This is a genomic window from Streptomyces sp. NPDC047002, from assembly GCF_040704505.1.
Lineage (GTDB): Bacteria > Actinomycetota > Actinomycetes > Streptomycetales > Streptomycetaceae > Streptomyces.
Genome location: NZ_JBEYWC010000051.1, coordinates 1 through 19,567, shown reverse-complemented (window position 1 = coordinate 19,567; position 19,567 = coordinate 1). Strand labels below are relative to the sequence as shown.

The window sequence follows — 19,567 nt, the reverse complement described above, 5'->3', positions numbered from 1 at the left end:
GCGCCAAGTGTGTCAGCCGGGCAGGACGGGCGAGCCGGGACCCGGAACCCCGGCCCGTACGGGTGCCGCCGCCGGTGCCGCGGGCGCGGCCTGCGCGCCCTGCGCCGCCGGGTCGGCCGGCGTGGCCATCGGCATCTCGGTGAGGCCCGGGTAGTACACGTGCAGGCTCACGGCGGGTTCGAGCGAGGCGTTGACGACCTCGTGCGCGAAGCCCGGCGGGTAGACGCGCTGCGCGCCGGGGGCGAGCACGCGCCCGCCGCGCCGCGTACGCTCCGTCAGCTCGCCCGCGAGGACGGTGAGCACGCCCGCCGACCTGCCGTGGCCGTGCGGCCCGCTGCCCTGTCCAGGCACCCAGGACAGCAGCCAGACCTCGTAGCCGGGCCCGATGCGCAGCCGGTGGTACCAGCGGGTGGTCGCGTCGTACCTGACGAGGGGTTCCCACCCGGCCCTTTCCGCGGCGAGCGAGCGGGCGAGACCGGCGAACTCCGCCACCGTCTCGGGGTGCTCGCGCGGGGGCTTGAGCAGGTGCTCGACCTCGAAGAGATCTCCGGCGATCTGGAGGTCGCTGTCGCTGTTCATCGGGTGCGCGGTCCCTCGGTAAGGAAACAGACAGAACATGTGCAGAAAATCGTCAGAAAGAGAAAGCAAGGACGGCGTTCGAATCCCCGCGCGAGCCCCGAATCACCCCGGGGCGGTTACGGAAGCGGGCCGGTCGGGCCGCGTCGGAACGGAGTCGGGCGACGTCGGAACGGAGAAAAACCCAGCCGGCGGCGTACGGCCCCCGGTTCACGGGTGCGGCACGCGCCGTTCGGCGATGCGGATACGGGACGGCGCCGGGGACTCGGTCGGTCCGCCGGGCGCCCGCCGCCGGTCCTTCAGTGGCGCGTCGAGCCGCCGTGCCTGTGGGAAAGGCGACAACAACAGCCGACCTGGGCAGCGCTGCGGTGTCCACGGAGGTGGGTCGCGGGGTGCGCGGAGGTCGCTGGCATGCCCCAAAGGTGGCGAATCGACTCCCCGGATGTCAACTCGATGACCGGTTTGGCCCTATTGGTTCACCTTATCCGGTCGCTCTTGCCGGTCGGAGGTTTGCATGTGCCCAGGTCGGGACACATGGCGCAGCAGTCATGCGGGCAAACGCCGGTACGCGTCCGTGATCACGTTGTGATCTCGATCGCTTTGCCGGTCGGATTTCAACCAAACCGGCGTCAGCCGCGTGTCTGTAGAGAGAAGTGGCTGCTCCCGGGGAGTGCGGTACGGGCCAGTGGCATGTGTCAGTTTTTTGGTGATTTGAACACTTTCCGCATAGCCTTGGTTCCGCAGAGTGAATACCAGGTCCAATAGCAGATCTGAGCTTGACGACCCTGGAGCTACACACTTGTAATTTCACCCGTGTCGTTCGACCGGAAAAGGCCGTCGGCCAGACCACGGGGACGTTAAGACAGACGAGGGGCGCACATGACCGAGCTGTTCCAGCAACTGCTGGTCGAGGACGCGGACGCGGAAGAGGAACTCGGCTGGCAGGAGCGCGCGTTGTGCGCCCAGACCGACCCCGAATCCTTCTTCCCCGAGAAGGGCGGATCGACGCGCGAGGCCAAGAAGGTCTGCCTCGCCTGCGAAGTCCGCTCCGAATGCCTCGAGTACGCCCTCGCCAACGACGAACGCTTCGGCATCTGGGGCGGGTTGTCCGAGCGGGAGCGCCGCCGCCTGAAGAAGGCCGCGATCTGAACCGCCGCGGCGCGCCGGAGCGCAGGCGCCCGCCGTCAGCCCCGTACCCCCGGGCCGGCGGCACACGCAGCCACCGGACGTTGCCCCAGGCCCGGCCCACGACCCACGGTCCGCCACCCGCAGCCCAGCGCGCGGGAGGCGGACCGTCGTCATGTAAGGACCCGCCGGCAGCCGCACGCCCCGGCCCCGCGGCCGCACGCCCGCCCCCGCGGCCGGTCCCGCACGCCCCACTGGTCCCGCGCGCCCCGCTGCCCGTATACCGCACCGGCCCCCGACGGGCGGCCTCATCCGGCGCTCGGCGCACCGCATTTGTCCCTACCGTTAGTGTGGTGGCCCGTCCCTGACGCTCAGCGCCCCCTGGAGGGCGGAACCCCCGGCCGGAGGGCCCTTCACCTCGATGTCCGCCACCACCGCAGCGTTCGTCCCCGCCACCGAGGGCGGCCCCGCGCCCGCCGCGCCGCCCGAGTACCCGCGCCACGTCGTGACCGCGGTCGTCGTCTCGCACGACGGTGCGCGCTGGCTGCCCGACACCCTCGCGGGTCTGCTGGGCCAGGAACGGCCCGTACAGAACGCCGTCGCCGCCGACACCGGCAGCGCCGACAACTCCGCGCAGCTGCTGACCGAGGCGTTCGGCGCCGACCGCGTCCTGCACCTCGCCCGCAGGTCGGGCTTCGGCACCGCGGTCGAGGAGGCCGTACGCACCGCGCCCCTCCTCACCCCCGACGACCTGCCCTACCTGCGGCGGCCGAGCGGCTGGGACCCCGTCACGCGCACCTGGCGCGACGAGGCGTACGAGATGCCGGAACTGCCGTACGGCGAACCGGTGCAGTGGCTCTGGCTGCTCCACGACGACTGCGCGCCCGCGCCCGACGCGCTCGCCGAACTCCTGCGCGTCGCCGAGTCCGACAAGCACGCCGCGATCGTCGGGCCCAAGCTGCGCGGCTGGTACGACCGCAGGCAGCTGCTCGAAGTCGGCGTCTCCATCGCCAACAGCGGCCGCCGCTGGACCGGACTCGACCGGCGCGAACAGGACCAGGGCCAGCACGACCAGGTCCGCACCGTCCTCTCCGTCTCCAGCGCGGGCATGCTCGTCCGCCGCGACGTGTGGGAGCAGCTCGGCGGCTTCGACCGCAGCCTGCCCCTCATGCGCGACGACGTCGACCTGTGCTGGCGCGCCCACGCGGCGGGACACCGCGTCCTCGTCGCCCCCGACGCCGTGCTGCGCCACGCGGAGGCGTCGGCGCGCGAGCGCCGGACCGTCGACTGCGTCGGCCGCTCGGCCACCAGCCCGCACCGCGTCGACAAGGCGGGCGCCGCCTACACGATGCTTGTCAACGCCCGCGGCGCCGCGCTCCCGTGGGTGCTGCTGCGGCTCGTCGTCGGCACCCTCCTGCGCACCCTCGGCTACCTGCTCGCCAAGGCGCCAGGACAGGCCGTCGACGAGGTCACAGGGCTCTCCGCCACCCTGCTGCGCCCCGGCAGGATCCTCGCGGGCCGCCGCGCACGCGCCGGGGCACCCACCGACTTCGCCGAGCTGCGCCCCCTCTTCCCGCCGCCGGGCGCCACCCTCCGCGCCACCGTCGAACAGGCCGCGGCGAGCCTCGGCGCAGGCGGCGCGACCGACGCCGAGACCGGCGGCTCCCGCCACGGCGTCGTCGAGTCGGGCCCCGGCGGCGACGACGCCGACTACCTGGAGATCGAGCAGTTCGCGCGGCTGAAGAAGCTCGCCCGCAGGCCGGGACCCGTGCTGTTCGCCGTCCTCCTCGTCTTCTCCCTCGTCGCCTGCCGCGCCCTGCTCAGCGGCGGCTCCCTCGCGGGCGGCGCCCTGCTGCCCGCCCCCGAGCACGTCTTTGACCTGTGGGACCGCTACGCCGACAGCTGGCACGCGGTCGGCACGGGCGGCACCGAGACGGCGCCCCCCTACCTGGCGATCCTCGCCACCCTCTCCGTGCTCGCCCTCGGCTCGACCGGCCTCGCGCTGACCGTGCTGCTGGTGTGCTCGGTGCCGCTCGCGGGCGTCAGCGCCTACTTCGCCTCGCGCTCGCTCGTCCCCTCGCGGCTGCTGCGGGCCTGGGCCGCCGTCGTCTACGCCTTCCTGCCCGCCACCACCGGCGCGCTCGCCACCGGCCGGCTCGGCACCGCCGTCCTCGCGATCCTGCTGCCGGTCGCGGCGCGCGCCGCGGTCTCCGCCTACGGGCTGCGCAGCGGCGGGCGCGGCACCTGGCGTGCGACCTGGGCGTACACCTTCCTGCTCACCGCCACCACCGCGTTCACGCCCGTCGTGTGGCCGCTGTCGCTGGTGCTCGGGCTCGGCGTGCTGGTGCTGCGCCGCCGCGAGCTCGGCGCGTACGGGCCCCGCGTGCTGGCCGCCGCCGTCACCCCGCTCGTGCTGCTCGCCCCCTGGTCCCTGACGCTGCTCACCAGCCCGGGGGACTTCCTGCGGGAGGCCGGGCTCGACTACGGCTCCGGCGCCGCGTCCGCGCTCGACCTGCTCGGCATGGACCCCGGGGGGCCCAAGGCCGTCGGCGGCGTGCTGATGCTCGGCGTCGTCCTCGCGGCGCTCGCCGCGCTGCTGCGTACCGAGCGGACCTTCGCCGTGCGGACCGCGTGGGCCGCCGCCGTGGTCGCCCTCGTCTTCGCCGTGGCCGCCGACCACTCGGGGTGGGCGGGCCCCGCCACCCTGGTGTACGCGGTCGCGCTGCTCGCCGCGGCCCTCGTCGGCGCGGACGGCGCACGGCTGCGGGTCGCCGAGCTGAGCTTCGGCTGGCGGCAGCCGCTCGCCGCGCTCATCGCCGTGCTCGCCGCCATCGCGCCGCTGGTCGCCGCGTTCAGCTGGATGGTCACCGGCGCTGCGGGGCCGCTCCAGCGCACGGACCCCGTCCAGGTGCCCGCCTTCGTGGCCGAGGAGTCGACCACCTCGGACCAGCCGCGCACGCTGGTGCTCAGCGGCACATCGCCGGGATCGGTCGCGTACAGCCTGGTGCGCGGCGAGGGCGGCAGGCTCGGAGACGCCGAGCTGACCAGGGCGGCGGGCGACGACCCGCGGCTCGACAAGGTCGTCGCCAACCTCGTCGCGGGCTCGGGCGCCGACCAGACGGCCCAGCTGCGCGGCTTCGCCATCCGCTACGTCCTGCTGCGGGACGGCGCGCCGCGCGAGATGAGCCGCGTCCTCGACGCCACCCCCGGCCTCAGCAGGCTCAGCCAGCTGGACGGCAGCGAGCTGTGGCGCATCGACCAGCAGGTCTCCCGCGTCATGATCGTCCCCCCGCCGTCCGCGGGAGCGGCGGCGGGCACGGGTGACACCGCGCCGCCCGTCTCCGTGCCCGCGTCCACGGTCGACGCGCACACCACCGTCCCCGCGGGACCCGCCGGCCGCGTCCTGCGGGTCGCCGACTCCGCATCCGACGGCTGGCAGGCCACGCTCGACGGCAAGCCGCTCACCAGGACCACCGTCGACGGCTGGGCCCAGGGCTTCCAGCTGCCCGCGCAGGGCGGCAGGCTCGACCTGACGTACGACGAGCCGTTCACCCACACCGCGTGGGTATGGCTCCAGGGCCTGCTCGGGCTCGTCCTGCTCGTCCTCGCGCTGCCCGCGGGCCGCAGGGACGTCGACGACGACCTGCCCGACGAGGCGCTGGCCGCCGTGCCGCCGGAGGCGCTCGAAGGCGAGGGCCGCAGGGCCCGCAGGCTGCGCGCCGCCGCCGAGGTGGAGGCCGTGGACGCGGCGGCCGCCGCGGCCGAGGAGGCCGTGCGCTCCGGCGCCGTCTACGACCCGTACGAGGCACCGGGGACCGCGGAGCAGTACGCGGCGGAGCCGCCGTACGGCACCGACCCGTACGGCACCGGCGCCCCGGATCCGCAGGGCGACGAGCCGGAAGAGGCCGACGTCTTCACCCCGCGGCAGCGGACGCCCCAGGAGGCCGCGGCCCAGGACGCCGGGTCCCAGGAGGGCCAGGGCGTGGACCCGTACGCGGCCGTGCCGCACCAGCAGCAGCCGTACGGCGACTGGGGCGCGACGGGCCAGGAGGGCTACCAGGCCGAGGGAGGCGACTACCCCCAGCACGCCGCCTACCAGGCCGGATACCCCCAGCAGGGCTACCAGGACGGGCAGGAGCAGTACGGGGCGGGCGACCCCTACCAGGGCGGCCAGTACCCGGACCCCCAGCAGTACGCCCCCTACGGCGACCAGCAGCAGTACGCACAGCAGCAGTGGGGCTACGGCGCCTACCAGGACCCGGCGCAGCAGGGCTACGACCCCGCGCAGTACGACCCGTACGGCTACGGCGGACAGGTCCCCCACCAGCAGGGCCACGAGCAGGCGCAGGGCCAGGACCAGCAGTACGGCGACGACCAGGACGGCGCCCGGCGGGCGCAGCACCCGGACGGGAGCGGCAACCAGTGAACCGTACGACTCTCTCCCTGGGCGCGGCCGTGGTCGCCCTCGCCGCGGTCGCCGGGATCGCCTCGGCGACCTCGGGCGGCGACAGCGGCACGGCCGCGGCCTCGTCCCCCGCGCGGCTGCCGGTCGAGCGGTCGAGCGCGCTGTGCCCCTCGCCCGGGGACTCGCAGACCGCCGACACCACCTACACCTCCGTCACCCCCAAGGGGACGGGCGCGCCGCCGGACGGCGACGGCGCGGCCGCCCTCGTACCGGCGGCGACCGGCGACGGCCCGGGCTCCGAGCCGTCCGCGTCCAGCAAGAAGAACGGCAAGGACAGCAAGAACGGCAGGGCGACCGCCTCGGCGTCCCCCTCGGCCTCAGGCGCCAAGCCTCTGCTCTCCCTGAAGCAGCCGGGCACCCCCGTCACCGCGACGGCGGGCGACGACCCGGCCGCGCTCGTCGGCACCGCGACCGGCGCGCTCGCCCCCGGCTGGACGACGCAGGAGACCACCACGGACGACGTCGGCGACGGCCGCGGTGTCGCGGGCCTCACCTGCACCGCCCCCGACACCGACTTCTGGCTGCCGGGCGCGAGCACCGCCGAGGACCGCGAGGACTACGTCCACCTCACCAACCCCGACGATTCCACCGCCGTCGTCGACCTGCGGCTCTACGGCAGGAACGGCGCCCTCAAGTCCGACACGGCGGACGGCCTGCCCGTGCCCGCGCACTCCAGCGTGCCCGTCCTGCTGTCGACGCTGACCTCCCGGGCCGAGGACGACGTGACCGTCCACGTCACCACCCGCAGCGGCCGGGTCGGGGCGGCGCTGCGCGCCTCGGACGGCACCACAGGCGTCGACTGGCTCGCGCCCTCGGCCGACCCGGCGTCCTCGCTCGTCCTGCCCGGCATCCCCGCCGACGCCTCCGACGTGCGGCTCGTCGTCTTCGCGCCCGGCCAGAACGACGCGGACCTCAACCTGAAACTGGCCGGGCCGACCGGCGGCATCGTCCCCGCGGGACACGAGTCGCTGCACGTCAAGTCGGGGATGACGGCATCCGTCGACCTGAAGGACGTGACGCGGGGCGAGGCCGGCTCGCTGCTGCTCACCCCGTCGTCGGGCGACCGCCCCACGCCGGTCGTCGCCGCGCTCCAGGTGGTGCGCGGCAAGGGCGACGACCGGGAGATGGCGTTCATCCCCGCCACCGCGCCCGTCACGGCCCGCGCGACCGCCGCGGACAACCGCGCCAAGGGCTCCACCCTGTCGCTGACCGCGCCCCAGGGCGCCGCGGAGGTGGCGGTCACCGCGTCCGCGGGCACCGGCGGCGGGACGCCTGTGACGAAGACGTACACCGTCAAGGCGGGCACCACCCTCGCGGTGACCCCGCCGGCCCCCGACGGGCTCAAGGGCTCCTACGCGCTCACGGTGGAGCCGAAGTCCGGCGGCCCCGTGTACGCGGCGAGGACGCTGGCCCTGCCGAAGGACGGCGTGCCGATGTTCACGGTGCAGACCCTCCCCGACGACCGCGGCACGGTCTCCGTGCCCGCGGCCAGGCAGGACCTGTCGATCCTCAGGTCCGACGACTGAGACCGAGAGTCCGGCGGCTGAGCGCGGACCCGGCCGCCGGGCTGAGCGCGGACCCGGCGGCCGGGCTGCGGGCCGGCGCCTCAGTCCTGCCCGTAGCGCGGGTCGACGGACTCGGGGGAGAGCCCGAGCAGCTCGGCGACCTGCTCGACCACGACCTCGTGGACGAGCAGGGCCCGCTCGTCGCGGTTCTTGGTCCTGATCTCCACCGGCCTGCGGTAGACGAGGATGCGCGCGGGCTGCTGCTTGCCCGCGGGCACGGAGCGGCCGAGCGGCACCGAGTCCTCCTCGCGCCCCGGCACGTCCATCACCATGAACTCCACGTCGGCCAGCTGCGGCCAGCGGCGTTCCAGCCGGTCCACGGAGTCCCGCACGAGGTCCTGGAAGGTCTCGGCGCGGCTGGCGGAGAGCGGCACCTGCGGCGGGGCGACGGGGCCGCGCATCCCGCGGCCGTGGCGGTCGCGGCGGCGCGGCCTCGGCTCGGCCTGGGGCGGTGGCGGTACGGAGCTGTCCATCACTGACGCAGGGTACTTCCCGGGGCCGTGCCAGGGCCGTCACCGCCGGCCGCGCGGCCCCGAAGACCGTCCCGCGCGGCCCGCGGCGACCGCTCAGGGTCACCGGACAGCTGACAGAGAGTCAGCTGTGCCGGATCTCACAGGGCGACACGGGCGGGTGACGTGCAGCTGAGTCGTCGCGGGCCGCTCAAGAGTGCGGTACCGTCCAACACCGTGAGCCCTGTACGTCGCTGTTCGCGCACCGCTTGCGGCCGTCCCGCCGTGGCGACGCTGACGTACGTCTACGCCGACTCGACCGCCGTCCTCGGCCCGCTCGCCACCTACGCGGAACCCCACTGCTACGACCTGTGCGCCGAGCACAGCGAGCGCCTGACAGCCCCGCGCGGCTGGGAGGTCGTCCGGCTGACGGACGCCTCGGCGCCCTCCCGCCCCAGCGGCGACGACCTGGAAGCCCTGGCCAACGCCGTCCGCGAGGCGGCACGCCCCCAGGAGCGCACGGCCGAGGCGGGCGGCAAGGGCGCCCCGGGCGCCGACCCGGTCGAGGTCGGGCGCAGGGGCCACCTCAGGGTGCTGCGCAGCCCCGACTCCTGACCTGCCGCTCCTCCCGGTGCGCGATCCGCGCCAGGACCCCTGCGGGTACGGTGAGCCGACTGCCCGTGCGAACGACTCAGGAGACACCCGGTGGCCGACGCGGACCTGTCCCAGCTCGTGAAGGCGTACGACGTGCGCGGCGTCTACCCCGACCAGCTCGACGAAGGGCTCGCCGAACTCTTCGGCGCCGCGTTCGCCGAGGTGACGGCTGCCCGGGAGATCGTCGTCGGCCACGACATGCGCCCGTCGAGCCCCGCGCTCTCCGCGGCGTTCGCCAGGGGCGCCACCGCGCGCGGCGCGGACGCGATCCTCATCGGGCTCTGCTCCACCGACCAGCTGTACTACGCGTCGGGCTCGCTCGGCCTGCCGGGCGCCATGTTCACCGCGTCCCACAACCCCGCCCGCTACAACGGCATCAAGATGTGCCGGGCCGGCGCCGCGCCCGTCGGCCAGGACACCGGCCTCGCCGAGATCAGGGCCCGCGTCGAGGAGACCCTCGGCACCGGCCTGCCCGTCCCCCGCACCGGGCGGGTCACCACGCGGGACACGCTCGCCTCCTACGCCGCCTGCCTGCGCGGCCTCGTCGACCTCGGCTCCATCCGCCCCCTGAAGGTCGTGGTCGACGCGGGCAACGGCATGGCGGGCCACACCGTGCCCACCGTCTTCGAGGGCCTGCCGATCGACCTCGTACCGCTCTACTTCGAGCTCGACGGCACCTTCCCGCACCACGAGGCGAACCCGCTCGACCCGAAGAACCTCGTCGACCTCCAGGCCAGGGTGCGCGCCGAGGGCGCCGACCTCGGCCTCGCCTTCGACGGCGACGCGGACCGCTGCTTCGTGGTGGACGAGCGCGGCGAGGGCGTCCCCCCGTCCGCCGTCACCGGCCTGGTCGCGGCCCGCGAGCTGGCGAAGCACCCCGGCGCCGCCGTCATCCACAACCTGATCACCTCCTGGTCCGTGCCCGAGGTCGTGCGCGAGCACGGCGGCACCCCGGTCCGCACGCGCGTGGGCCACTCGTTCATCAAGCAGGAGATGGCGCGCACCGGCGCGGTCTTCGGCGGCGAGCACTCGGCGCACTACTACTTCAAGGACTTCTGGAACGCCGACACCGGCATGCTCGCCGCGCTGCACGTGCTCGCCGCCCTCGGCGCCACCGACCGGCCGCTGTCCGAGCTGCTCGGCGCCTACCAGCGCTACACCGGCTCGGGCGAGATCAACTCGACCGTCGCCGACCAGCGGGCGCGTACGGCCGCCGTGCGCGCACGCTACGCGGACCGCGACGACGTGGCCTTCGACGAGCTCGACGGCCTGACCGTCACCGCCAAGGACTGGTGGCTGAACGTCCGCCCCTCCAACACCGAGCCGCTGCTGCGCCTGAACGTCGAGGCCAGGGATGCCGCCACCATGGCGGCCGTCAGGGACGAGGCGCTCGCGGTCATCAGGGCCGACGACCCGGCCTGACCCCCTCAGGGCGCCGTACGCGCCGCAGCCTCCGCCGGCGCGAGCGCGGCCCTGCGCGGCAGCAGCAGCGGCGTCGCGAGCAGCAGCAGACCGGCGGCCGCGATCGCGGCGCGCGGCCCGAGCGCGGAGGCGAGCAGCCCCCACAGCGCCGTCATGGCGGCGATGGACGCCTTGGAGGTGACCGACCAGGCGGACAGCGTCCGCGCCACCCGCAGGCGCGGCACCTGTTCGAGCCGGTACGCGGCGAACACCGGGTTGAACACGCCGGCGCAGCAGATCAGGCCCAGCTCGACGCCCATGACGAGCGCGAGGCCGCCGGGGCCCGGCCGCACGAACGCCAGCCACGGCAGCCAGCACGCCCGCAGCGCGCCCGCCGTCCGCAGCACCCGGTCCCTGCCGAACCGCGCCACGAGCCGGGGCGCGGCGCGCGACCCGGCGAGCCCGCCGAGGCACGGCACGGCGAAGGCCAGCCCGTACTGCCAGGGCGCGAAGCCGAGCGGGCCGAGCATCAGCAGCGCGAGCAGCGGAGCCGTCGCCATGATCAGCCCGTTGACCAGGACCGAGTTGAAGAACAGCGGGCGCAGCGCGGGATGCGCCAGCACCCAGCGCCACCCGCCCCGCAGGTCGGCTGCCCTGCGGGGCGCCGCCGCGGGAGCCCGCGCCGGCGCGGGCTCCTCCCGTACGCCCATCGTGCGCAGGGCGCCCGCAGAGAGGAGGTAGCTGACCGCGTCGGCGACCACCGTCGCCACCGGCCCGAACAGCCCGATCATGGCGCCGCCGAGCGGCGGCCCCAGCACGCTCGCCGTCCACTGCGTCGACTCGAACCTGCCGTTCGCCACCAGCAGGTCCGCCGGCCGCACCAGCGACTTGACCAGGGCGCCGGAGGCCGCGGTGAAGGTGATGTCGGCCGCCGCGACCGCGACCGACACCGCGAGCAGCTGGCCGAACCCCAGCACGCCGAGCAGCTGGGCGACCGGCAGGCTCAGCACGGCCGCGCACCTGGCGAGATCCATCGCCACCATCACCGGGCGCTTCGCGCGGAACTCCGTCCACGGGCCGAGCGGCACCGCGACGAGCGCTCCCACCGCAGGCCCCGCGGCCGCGAGCACCGAGACCGCGGCGGGCCCCGCGTGCAGCCCCAGGATCGCGATCATGGGGAGGGCGTCGAAGGCCAGCCACGTGCCGAACGTGCTGACCGCGTACGCCGTCCAGAGCCAGGCGAAGGGCCGGCCGAGCGCAGGCCGCGGCGCCCGCCGTCCGCTGCTGCCGTCCTCGTGTCCTGCCGCCGCGGGCCCGCTGGCGCGCATCGTTGCCCTCCCGTCCTGCCGCGCGCGGCCCCGGGTGGTTCCCCGGGGCCGCGGTGCGGCAGGAAGCGATCCAACCGGCCCGGCGGGCTGCGGGCAAACGACGGCACCGGCGGTCTGCCCCGCGGCCGATCCGCCGATCCGCCGATCCGCCGATCCGCCGGGCCGCCGGGCCACTCCCGGCCCGGGCGGTCCCGCGTGGAGCCGGACGCGGCGTGCCGGGACCGGCAGGGGAGGGGGCCCGCGTGCGGCTGGACGCCCGTGCGCCGGACGCGGTGTGCCGGGCCCGTACGAGGGCGGTGGGCCGCGCCCGTACCGCACGCCGGGCGGCCCGCCACCGGCGGTACGCTGACGAGGCCAGACACCCACCCCGAAGGGACCCCGCCCATGCCGCTCGAAGCCGGTCTCCTGGAGATCCTCGCCTGCCCGGCCTGCCATGCGCCGCTCAGCGACAGGACCGCGGCGGACAACCCGGAACTGGTGTGCACGAGCGACGAGTGCGGGCTCGCCTACCCGGTGCGCGACGAGATCCCCGTCCTGCTCGTCGACGAGGCCCGCCGCCCGGCGTAGCCGCGCCGCGTACCGAAGGACCCGGAGGGGCCCACACATGCTCGACGAGTCCATGCTCGACGCCCCGGACGCACTCGCGGGCGCCGACCACCGCGGCCTGCTGCGCGGCGCCGCCGAGGCAGGCGCCCACGTGCGGACCGCGCTGCGCCACGCCGACGAGGCCGGGCTCGCCGCACTCGACCCCGAGGGCAGGCCGCGCACCGTCATGGTCGCGGGCTCGGGCGCCGCGGCCGCCGCCGTCGCCGACCTGGTCGGCGCGCTCGCCGGCGCCGTAGCGCCCGTGGTCAGGCTCCGGCCCACCGGCGTCGCGCTCGCCGCCGGGGCCCTGCGCTGGTCGCTGCCCGGCTGGACCGGCACGGTCGACCTGCTGCTGATCGTCACCACCGACGGCGGCGAACCGGGCCTCGGCCTCCTCGCCGAGCAGGCGTACCGGCGCGGCTGCACCGTCGTCGGCGTCGCGCCGCGCGGCTCCCTGCTCACGGAGACCGTCGACGGCGTACGGGGCCTGCTGATCCCGATGGCCACGGCGCCGGGCCGGCCGTACGCGGCGCCCCACGAGCCCGCGGGGCCGTCCTACGGCCCCGCTCGCCGCGAGGAACCCGCCCCGCCGGGGCCCGAGCAGGTGCCCGCGAGCCCCGGCGCGCTCTGGGCGCTGCTCACCCCGCTCCTCGTGCTGCTCGACCGCATCGGCCTCGCCGCCGCGCCGCCCGAGGCGCTCGCCCGCCTCGCCGACCGGCTCGACCGGGTCGCCGAGCGGTGCGGCCCCGCGGTCGCCACCTACAGCAACCCCGCCAAGGCGCTCGCCGTCGAACTCGCCGACAGCCTCCCGCTGATCTGGACCGAGGGCACGGCCGCCGCGCCCGCGGGCCGCAGGTTCGCCGCCGTGCTCGCCGAGCTGACCGGCAGGCCCGCGCTCGCCGCCGAGCTCCCCGAGGCGCTCGGCGCGCACGCCGCGCTGCTGCGCGGCACCCTCGCGGGCGGCGGCCCCGACGACTTCTTCCGCGACCGCGTCGAGGAACCGGAAGCGCTGCGGGCCCGGATCGTACTGCTGCGCGACCGCCCCACCGACGCGCTCTCGGCGGCCCCGGCCGCCCGCGCGGCAGCCGACGAGCACGGCACGCCCCTCAGCGAACTGGAGGCGCCGGAGGCGGCGGAGAGCCGCACAGCCGCCGAAGGCGGCGGGACCGGCGGCGACGCCGTGAACGGCACGGACGCCCCGGCCGCGCCCGGCAGCCCGCTCGAAGCCCTCGCGGAACTCGTCGCCGTCACCGACTTCGCCGCCGCGTACCTGGCCCTGGCGTCCCCGGACTCCTGAGCGCACCCCGCCGGAACCCTGGCCCGCCCGCGCAGACGCCGGCCCGAGTCCCGGAGTGCGGACGGCTCCGCAGCACCGACCGTGCGGCAAGCCCAGCACGCACGCCCCAGCAAGCCGAGACCCCGAGAAGGAAGCCCGCACCATGGACCGCCTCTCCAACCCCGTGCGTCCCTACGCCTGGGGTTCCACGACCGCCATCCCCGAGCTGCTCGGCACCGAGCCCACCGGCGAGCCGCAGGCCGAGGTGTGGATGGGCGCCCACCCCGGCGACCCGTCCCGTGCCGTCCGCACGGCCGCGGACGGCACCGCACGCGAAGTCCCGCTCTCCGACCTGATCGCCGCCGACCCCGAGGGCGAACTCGGCGCCGCTGCCGTCGCGAAGTTCGGGCCGCGCCTCCCCTTCCTGCTCAAGCTCCTCGCCGCGGGCTCCCCGCTCTCCCTCCAGGTCCACCCCGACCTCGCCCAGGCCAAGGAGGGCTACGCGGACGAGGAGCGCAGGGGCGTCCCGCACGACGCGCCGGAGCGCACCTACAAGGACCCCAACCACAAGCCCGAACTGATCTGCGCCCTCACGCCGTTCGAGGGGCTCTGCGGCTTCCGCCCCGCCGCCGAGGCCGCCGCCGCGCTGGAGGCGCTGGACGTCGACTCGCTCAAGCCGTACGTGGACCTCCTGCGCGCACGGCCCGAGGACGCCGCCCTGCGCGAGGTCCTCACCGCGGTCCTCACCGGCGACCCCGCCGCGACCGCCGCCACGGTGACGGAGGCCGCGGCCGCCGCCGAGCGCCTCGGCGGCCCGTACGCCACGTACGCGTCCATCGCCCGCCACTACCCCGGCGACCCCGGCGTCATCGCGGCGATGCTGCTCAACCTCGTCACCCTCGCACCGGGCGAGGCGATGTTCCTCGGCGCCGGCGTCCCGCACGCCTACCTCAGCGGCCTCGGCGTCGAGATCATGGCCAACTCCGACAACGTCCTGCGCTGCGGCCTCACCCCCAAGCACATCGACGTGCCGGAACTGCTGCGCATCGTCCGCTTCGAGGCGAAGGACCCCGGCGTGCTGCGCCCCGTGCGGGACGCGGAGGGCGCCGAGGTGTACGCCGCCCCGATCGACGAGTTCCGCCTCTCCCGGTACGTCCTGCCGGCGGACGGCGCCCCACGCGACCTGACGGCCCCCTCGGCCCCGCAGATCCTGCTCTGCACGGCCGGCACGCCCCGCGCGGGCGACCTGGAACTCGGGCCCGGCGACGCCGTCTTCGCCGCCGCGGGGGAGCGCACCGAACTGTCCGGCCCCGGCACGGTGTTCCGCGCCACGGTGGTGATCTGACGGGCCGCCGTGCCGGGTTGGGGCCCGTACCGCAGGACGTGCCCCAGCCCGTACCGCGGCCCGCACCCCGGACGTACCGCGGCCCGCCCCGCCCGGCCGACCCGGCCCGTACCGCTCCGGCCGCCCCGCGCGGCTGCAACAATGACCGGCCGTATGGGCGGCGCACGCCGGCCCACGCGACGACAACCCGGGACCACTCCACCGCGAGAAGGGACACCGCGCACTCATGAGCGCGCAAGGCGGAACCAAGGCGATCGTGGCGGCGCTCGGCGCCAACCTCTCGATCGCGGCAGCCAAGTTCGTGGCGTTCCTGTTCAGCGGGTCGTCCTCGATGCTCGCCGAGGCCGTGCACTCGGTCGCCGACTCCGGCAACCAGGGGCTGCTGCTGCTCGGCGGCAAGCGCGCCCGGCGCGCCGCCACCGAGGAGCACCCCTTCGGCTACGGCCGCGAGCGCTACATCTACGGCTTCCTCGTCTCCATCGTGCTGTTCTCCGTCGGCGGGATGTTCGCCGTCTACGAGGGGTTCGAGAAGATCAAGGACCCGCACCCGCTCGACGACTGGTACTGGCCGGTCGGCGTGCTGGTCTTCTCCGTCGTCGCCGAGGGCTTCTCCTTCCGCACGGCGATGAAGGAGTCGAACGCCACCCGCGGATCCATGTCGTGGAGAGAGTTCATCCGCCGCGCCAAGGCCCCCGAGCTGCCCGTCGTCCTGCTGGAGGACTTCGGCGCGCTCATCGGCCTCGTTCTCGCCCTCGGCGGCGTCGGCCTCGCCCTCGGCACCCACAACGGCGTCTGGGACGGCATCGGCACCCTCTGCATCGGCACGCTGCTGATCGTCATCGCGCTGGTGCTCGCCGTCGAGACCAAGTCGCTCCTGCTGGGCGAGTCCGCGGGCGCCGAACAGGTCGCGAAGATCCGCGAGGCCGCCGTCGACGGCTCCGCCGTGACCCGCGTCATCCACATGCGCACCCAGCACCTCGGCCCCGAGGAGCTGCTCGTCGCCGCCAAGATCGCCGTACGGCACGACGACACCGCCGCCGAGGTCGCCGCGGCCATCGACGCGGCCGAGGCGCGCATCCGCGAGGCCGTGCCCATCGCGCGCGCCATCTACCTCGAACCCGACATCTACAGCGAGACCGCCGCGGCCGCCGGCGCCGACCCCGCCGCGACCCCCGGCGGCCCGGGGCCCGCCCCCGCGCCCCACTGACCCGCCCCCCACCGTCCCCCGCCCCGGGCCGCCTGCCGAGTTCGCCGGTCCACTGCGGGCGCCCGGGGCGACCGTGTAGATTCGTACGGAAGCCAGACGTCGCTGCTGATGGCGGTCGGCCAGGCCCGCACCGCGGACCTGCCGAGGGAGAGAGGGGCCCGACGGACGGTGCTGCCGCGTAGGCTCGGGCATTCGTATGTCCGCGCCGACAGAGCCAGCCGTACGAAAACCACCCTCGACCCTTACGAGGAGCAGCCCGAAATGACGACTGTCGCCAACCGACAGGACTTCAAGGTCGCCGACCTCTCGCTCGCCGAGTTCGGCCGCAAGGAGATCACGCTCGCCGAGCACGAGATGCCCGGCCTGATGGCGATCCGCAAGGAGTACGCCGAGGCCAAGCCGCTCGCCGGCGCCCGCATCACCGGCTCCCTGCACATGACCGTGCAGACGGCCGTGCTGATCGAGACCCTCGTCGCACTCGGCGCCGACGTGCGCTGGGCCTCCTGCAACATCTTCTCCACCCAGGACCACGCGGCGGCGGCCATCGCCGTCGGCCCGAACGGCACCCCGGACAACCCGCGGGGCGTGCCCGTCTATGCCTGGAAGGGCGAGAGCCTCGCCGAGTACTGGTGGTGCACCGAGCAGGCCCTGACGTGGCCCAACTCGCCCACCGGCGGCCCGAACATGATCCTCGACGACGGCGGCGACGCCACCCTCCTCGTGCACAAGGGCGTCGAGTTCGAGAAGGCGGGCGAGGCGCCCGCGCCGGAGACCGCGGACAGCGAGGAGTTCCGCGAGATCCTCACCCTCCTCAACCGCACCCTCGGCGAGAGCCCGCAGAAGTGGACCAAGCTCGCCTCCGAGATCCGCGGCGTCACCGAGGAGACCACCACCGGCGTCCACCGCCTGTACGAGATGCAGCGCGACGGCGACCTCCTCTTCCCCGCGATCAACGTGAACGACGCGGTGACCAAGTCGAAGTTCGACAACAAGTACGGCTGCCGCCACTCCCTGATCGACGGCATCAACCGCGCCACCGACGTCCTGATCGGCGGCAAGGTCGCCGTGGTCTGCGGCTACGGCGACGTGGGCAAGGGCTGCGCCGAGTCCCTGCGCGGCCAGGGCGCCCGCGTGATCGTCACCGAGATCGACCCGATCTGCGCGCTCCAGGCGGCGATGGACGGCTTCCAGGTCTCGACCCTCGACGACGTCGTCGGCACGGCCGACATCTTCGTCACCACCACCGGCAACCGCGACATCATCATGGCCCCGGACATGGCCAAGATGAAGCACCAGGCGATCGTCGGCAACATCGGCCACTTCGACAACGAGATCGACATGGCCGGCCTCGCCAAGATCGACGGCATCGTCAAGTCCGAGGTGAAGCCCCAGGTGCACACCTGGACCTTCCCCGACGGCAAGACGATCATCATCCTCTCCGAGGGCCGCCTGCTGAACCTGGGCAACGCGACGGGCCACCCGTCCTTCGTGATGTCCAACTCCTTCGCCGACCAGACGCTCGCCCAGATCGAGCTGTTCACCAAGCCGGAGGAGTACCCGATCGGCGTCTACGTGCTGCCGAAGCACCTGGACGAGAAGGTCGCGCGCCTCCACCTCGACGCGCTGGGCGTGAAGCTCACGACCCTCCGTCCTGACCAGGCGTCGTACATCGGCGTCGACGTCAACGGCCCGTACAAGCCGGACCACTACCGCTACTGACCCGGCCCGCGGCGGGCCGCCGAGCGACCCGCCGCCCCGCGTCACCCGTCAGGCCCCCGCGCCACGGCCGGGGGCCTGACCCACGCGGTACGCCGGTACCGGGCGCCCTTGCGCGTCCGTGCACGGGCCTCGACACCAGCGTCCGGCACCCGGTACCCGGCACCCGACGTCCGCGCACGACGTGCAGCGCCGGCCGGGGAGCCGGGCAGCCGGACGGCCGAGTGGCCGGGCCAGCCGGACGGCTGCTCCGCCTGCTCGCTCGGCGTCCGCCCGAGGACCCGCCGGGTGCCCGCCCGCACCACGGCTCACCCACCGCACGAACGCCAGGACCCACCCCATGCCCCGCGGCCGGTATTCGCTCCATGACCCGCACGACCACACCCCTCTCGCCCAAGAGCACTTCCACTGCGCGCCCGGCCCCTCCGGCTGGCGCTACGTCGCCGAGCGGACGACCCCCGGGGGCGACCACGCGGGCTCCGTCGACCTGACCCTCGACGAACTCGGCCGCCCCATCCGCCTCGAACTCCACGCCGGCGCCTGGCAGGTGCGCGGCGCCGCGCTCGACGGCGTCACCTGGGTACGCACCGACCCCACCGGCACCCACGCCACCGAGGGCACCGTACGCGCCCACGCCTTCACGGCCGCATCTCCCGCGTTCCTCGTGGCCACCGCACTGCTCCTGCGCCTCACCCCCCGATCCCCCGCGACGCGCGTACGACTGGTCGCCCTCACGGACCCCGTCCTCGCCCCCCGCACCGTCGACCAGTCCTGGGCCCTGGTGAACAGTGAAGCGCACGCCACTGACAACGGGCCCCTGATCGTGGACGAATACCAGGTCAGCGAGCTCGACACGGGGGAGCAGCACGCCGTCCACCTGGCCGGCGACGTGGTCCTCTCCGCCCCCGGCATCGAACTCGAAGACCTCAGCGACCCGCCCTCCGCCTTCCACGACCGCTGAGGCCGCCGCCCGCACCTTCGGGCCGGCGGCACGAACCCCGTCGCGGGCCCAGCAGGCGCCGGGGCTCTGCCCGTTCGGCGGCCGGCATGCCGCGGGTGAGCGGCGACGGCGCCGAGGCAGCGGAGGGGGCGTCGGGTGCGCCCGGGGCGACGGGGGTGCTCGGCGCGCCCGCCCCGGGCCCACCCGGCGCGGCCCACCCCGACGGCACCGGGCCGAGTGGGAACGCCTCGGCCACCTCCTGCGCCGGGGACGCCGCCTCACCGGCGCCGAGGCGGACGAACTCGTCACCCTCTACCAGCGCGCCGGAACCCACCTCTCGCTGATCCAGTCCGCCGCGCCCGACCCGATGCTGGAGGCCCGCCTCCCCCGCCTCGTCGCCGCAGCGCGCGCCACGGTCACCGGGGTGCGCAGGGCGGGCCGGCGGGACGCGGTCCGGTTCCTGACCGCCGGCTTCCCCGCGGCCGTCTACCGCGCACGCCGCTGGTGGATACCGACCACCCGAGGTGCAGCCTGATGTGCACCGCACCTCTGTGACCTGTTACGCTCATCCGCACCCCAGGAAAACCGTTGACGCGGTCGAACAGGGGCAGTAGATTTGTGTGGTTGCCGGGGCCGCTTGGACGGCCAGCACGACAGGCGCTAACATCTACGAGGCTCACAGCCGGGAATTGAATTCCGGGCGAGCCCTTCTGATTCGAACTCAGAGCAGTACGGATGCCGGTAATCGGCACCCAACTGGTCTGCTACGATCAGAAAAGCGGAAAGGGAAAACGCGAAAGCGTCCATCTGGAAGCACCCTCTTCTGACGGGGAATCGGACGGAAACAGCGTCTGATAGAGTCGGAAACGCGAAACACCGAAGGGAAAGCCCGGAGGAGCCCTGTGAGGGGGTCCGAAGGAAGCGTCCGTTCCTTG

Annotated in this window: 14 protein-coding genes and 1 pseudogene; 12 read left to right on the top strand and 3 right to left on the bottom strand. The window is 74.7% G+C overall.

Translation table 11 applies throughout. The features are described from left to right. Positions 1-12: 12 nt before the first annotated feature. Positions 13-579, bottom strand: a complete 567-nt coding sequence (locus AB0910_RS30275; protein WP_366747861.1) for a cysteine dioxygenase family protein — start codon at positions 577-579, stop codon at positions 13-15. A gap of 876 nt (positions 580-1,455) precedes the next feature. Between AB0910_RS30275 and AB0910_RS30270 the strand changes: the two genes are divergently transcribed. The 3 genes from AB0910_RS30270 (at position 1,456) to AB0910_RS30260 (ending at position 7,692) form a co-directional block, all read left to right on the top strand. Beyond that, entirely contained in the window at positions 1,456-1,725 is a 270-nt protein-coding gene (locus tag AB0910_RS30270) for a WhiB family transcriptional regulator (protein ID WP_345653827.1), read from the top strand. 397 nt (positions 1,726-2,122) lie between these two features. Continuing rightward, on the top strand, positions 2,123-6,127 hold the full coding sequence (locus AB0910_RS30265) for a glycosyltransferase family 2 protein (RefSeq protein ID WP_366747860.1): 4,005 nt from the start codon (positions 2,123-2,125) through the stop codon (positions 6,125-6,127). Beyond that, positions 6,124-7,692: a DUF5719 family protein gene (locus tag AB0910_RS30260; protein WP_366747859.1), complete on the top strand. Its 1,569-nt coding sequence runs from the start codon at positions 6,124-6,126 to the stop codon at positions 7,690-7,692. The genes AB0910_RS30265 and AB0910_RS30260 overlap by 4 nt, the downstream gene beginning before the upstream one ends. Before the next feature lie 80 nt (positions 7,693-7,772). Here the strand turns inward: AB0910_RS30260 and AB0910_RS30255 are convergent, their stop codons facing one another. Then, positions 7,773-8,204 carry a metallopeptidase family protein gene (locus tag AB0910_RS30255; RefSeq protein ID WP_366747870.1) on the bottom strand — a complete coding sequence of 144 codons (432 nt, stop codon included), beginning with the start codon at positions 8,202-8,204 and terminating at the stop codon, positions 7,773-7,775. A gap of 162 nt (positions 8,205-8,366) precedes the next feature. Between AB0910_RS30255 and AB0910_RS30250 the strand changes: the two genes are divergently transcribed. Together AB0910_RS30250 and AB0910_RS30245 are read left to right on the top strand one after the other, a co-directional pair. Next, a complete protein-coding gene (locus AB0910_RS30250) occupies positions 8,367-8,795 on the top strand; it encodes a DUF3499 domain-containing protein (protein ID WP_366747858.1) in 429 nt (142 codons plus the stop codon). Between the two features lie 90 nt (positions 8,796-8,885). Beyond that, positions 8,886-10,256 carry a phosphomannomutase/phosphoglucomutase gene (locus AB0910_RS30245; RefSeq protein ID WP_366747857.1) on the top strand — a complete coding sequence of 457 codons (1,371 nt, stop codon included), beginning with the start codon at positions 8,886-8,888 and terminating at the stop codon, positions 10,254-10,256. A gap of 5 nt (positions 10,257-10,261) precedes the next feature. Here AB0910_RS30245 and AB0910_RS30240 read toward each other — a convergent pair whose 3' ends face one another. Further along, positions 10,262-11,563 carry an MFS transporter gene (locus AB0910_RS30240; RefSeq protein WP_366747856.1) on the bottom strand — a complete coding sequence of 434 codons (1,302 nt, stop codon included), beginning with the start codon at positions 11,561-11,563 and terminating at the stop codon, positions 10,262-10,264. Between the two features lie 384 nt (positions 11,564-11,947). On the opposite strand from AB0910_RS30240, the gene AB0910_RS30235 reads away from it, so the two are divergent. The 7 genes and pseudogenes from AB0910_RS30235 to AB0910_RS30205 form a co-directional block, all read left to right on the top strand. Next, complete coding sequence (locus AB0910_RS30235; RefSeq protein ID WP_366747855.1) at positions 11,948-12,130, top strand: Trm112 family protein; 183 nt, start codon at positions 11,948-11,950, stop codon at positions 12,128-12,130. Positions 12,131-12,167: 37 nt separating this feature from the next. Next, on the top strand, positions 12,168-13,445 hold the full coding sequence (locus AB0910_RS30230; RefSeq protein ID WP_366747854.1) for an SIS domain-containing protein: 1,278 nt from the start codon (positions 12,168-12,170) through the stop codon (positions 13,443-13,445). A gap of 142 nt (positions 13,446-13,587) precedes the next feature. Further along, positions 13,588-14,769, top strand: coding sequence for a mannose-6-phosphate isomerase, class I (gene manA / locus AB0910_RS30225; protein ID WP_366747853.1), 1,182 nt, complete (start codon positions 13,588-13,590; stop codon positions 14,767-14,769). 226 nt (positions 14,770-14,995) lie between these two features. Beyond that, positions 14,996-15,976: a cation diffusion facilitator family transporter gene (locus AB0910_RS30220; protein WP_366747852.1), complete on the top strand. Its 981-nt coding sequence runs from the start codon at positions 14,996-14,998 to the stop codon at positions 15,974-15,976. Positions 15,977-16,237: 261 nt separating this feature from the next. After that, entirely contained in the window at positions 16,238-17,695 is a 1,458-nt protein-coding gene (gene ahcY, locus AB0910_RS30215) for an adenosylhomocysteinase (RefSeq protein WP_366747851.1), read from the top strand. Positions 17,696-18,032: 337 nt separating this feature from the next. Next, positions 18,033-18,653, top strand: a complete 621-nt coding sequence (locus tag AB0910_RS30210) for a hypothetical protein (protein ID WP_366747850.1) — start codon at positions 18,033-18,035, stop codon at positions 18,651-18,653. 238 nt (positions 18,654-18,891) lie between these two features. Beyond that, positions 18,892-19,149, top strand: a pseudogene (locus AB0910_RS30205) (stage II sporulation protein M); the annotation flags it as partial. Positions 19,150-19,567: the final 418 nt, after the last annotated feature.

Excerpts from the sequence above, each read along its gene's own strand:
- AB0910_RS30275 (WP_366747861.1), bottom strand. The coding sequence starts at position 579 with ATGAACAGCGACAGCGACCTCCAGATCGCCGGAGATCTCTTCGAGGTC.
- AB0910_RS30270 (WP_345653827.1), top strand. The coding sequence starts at position 1,456 with ATGACCGAGCTGTTCCAGCAACTGCTGGTCGAGGACGCGGACGCGGAA.
- AB0910_RS30265 (WP_366747860.1), top strand. The coding sequence starts at position 2,123 with ATGTCCGCCACCACCGCAGCGTTCGTCCCCGCCACCGAGGGCGGCCCC.
- AB0910_RS30255 (WP_366747870.1), bottom strand. The coding sequence starts at position 8,204 with ATGGACAGCTCCGTACCGCCACCGCCCCAGGCCGAGCCGAGGCCGCGC.
- AB0910_RS30240 (WP_366747856.1), bottom strand. The coding sequence starts at position 11,563 with ATGCGCGCCAGCGGGCCCGCGGCGGCAGGACACGAGGACGGCAGCAGC.
- AB0910_RS30235 (WP_366747855.1), top strand. The coding sequence starts at position 11,948 with ATGCCGCTCGAAGCCGGTCTCCTGGAGATCCTCGCCTGCCCGGCCTGC.
- AB0910_RS30230 (WP_366747854.1), top strand. The coding sequence starts at position 12,168 with ATGCTCGACGAGTCCATGCTCGACGCCCCGGACGCACTCGCGGGCGCC.
- manA (WP_366747853.1), top strand. The coding sequence starts at position 13,588 with ATGGACCGCCTCTCCAACCCCGTGCGTCCCTACGCCTGGGGTTCCACG.
- AB0910_RS30220 (WP_366747852.1), top strand. The coding sequence starts at position 14,996 with ATGAGCGCGCAAGGCGGAACCAAGGCGATCGTGGCGGCGCTCGGCGCC.
- ahcY (WP_366747851.1), top strand. The coding sequence starts at position 16,238 with ATGACGACTGTCGCCAACCGACAGGACTTCAAGGTCGCCGACCTCTCG.
- AB0910_RS30210 (WP_366747850.1), top strand. The coding sequence starts at position 18,033 with ATGCCCCGCGGCCGGTATTCGCTCCATGACCCGCACGACCACACCCCT.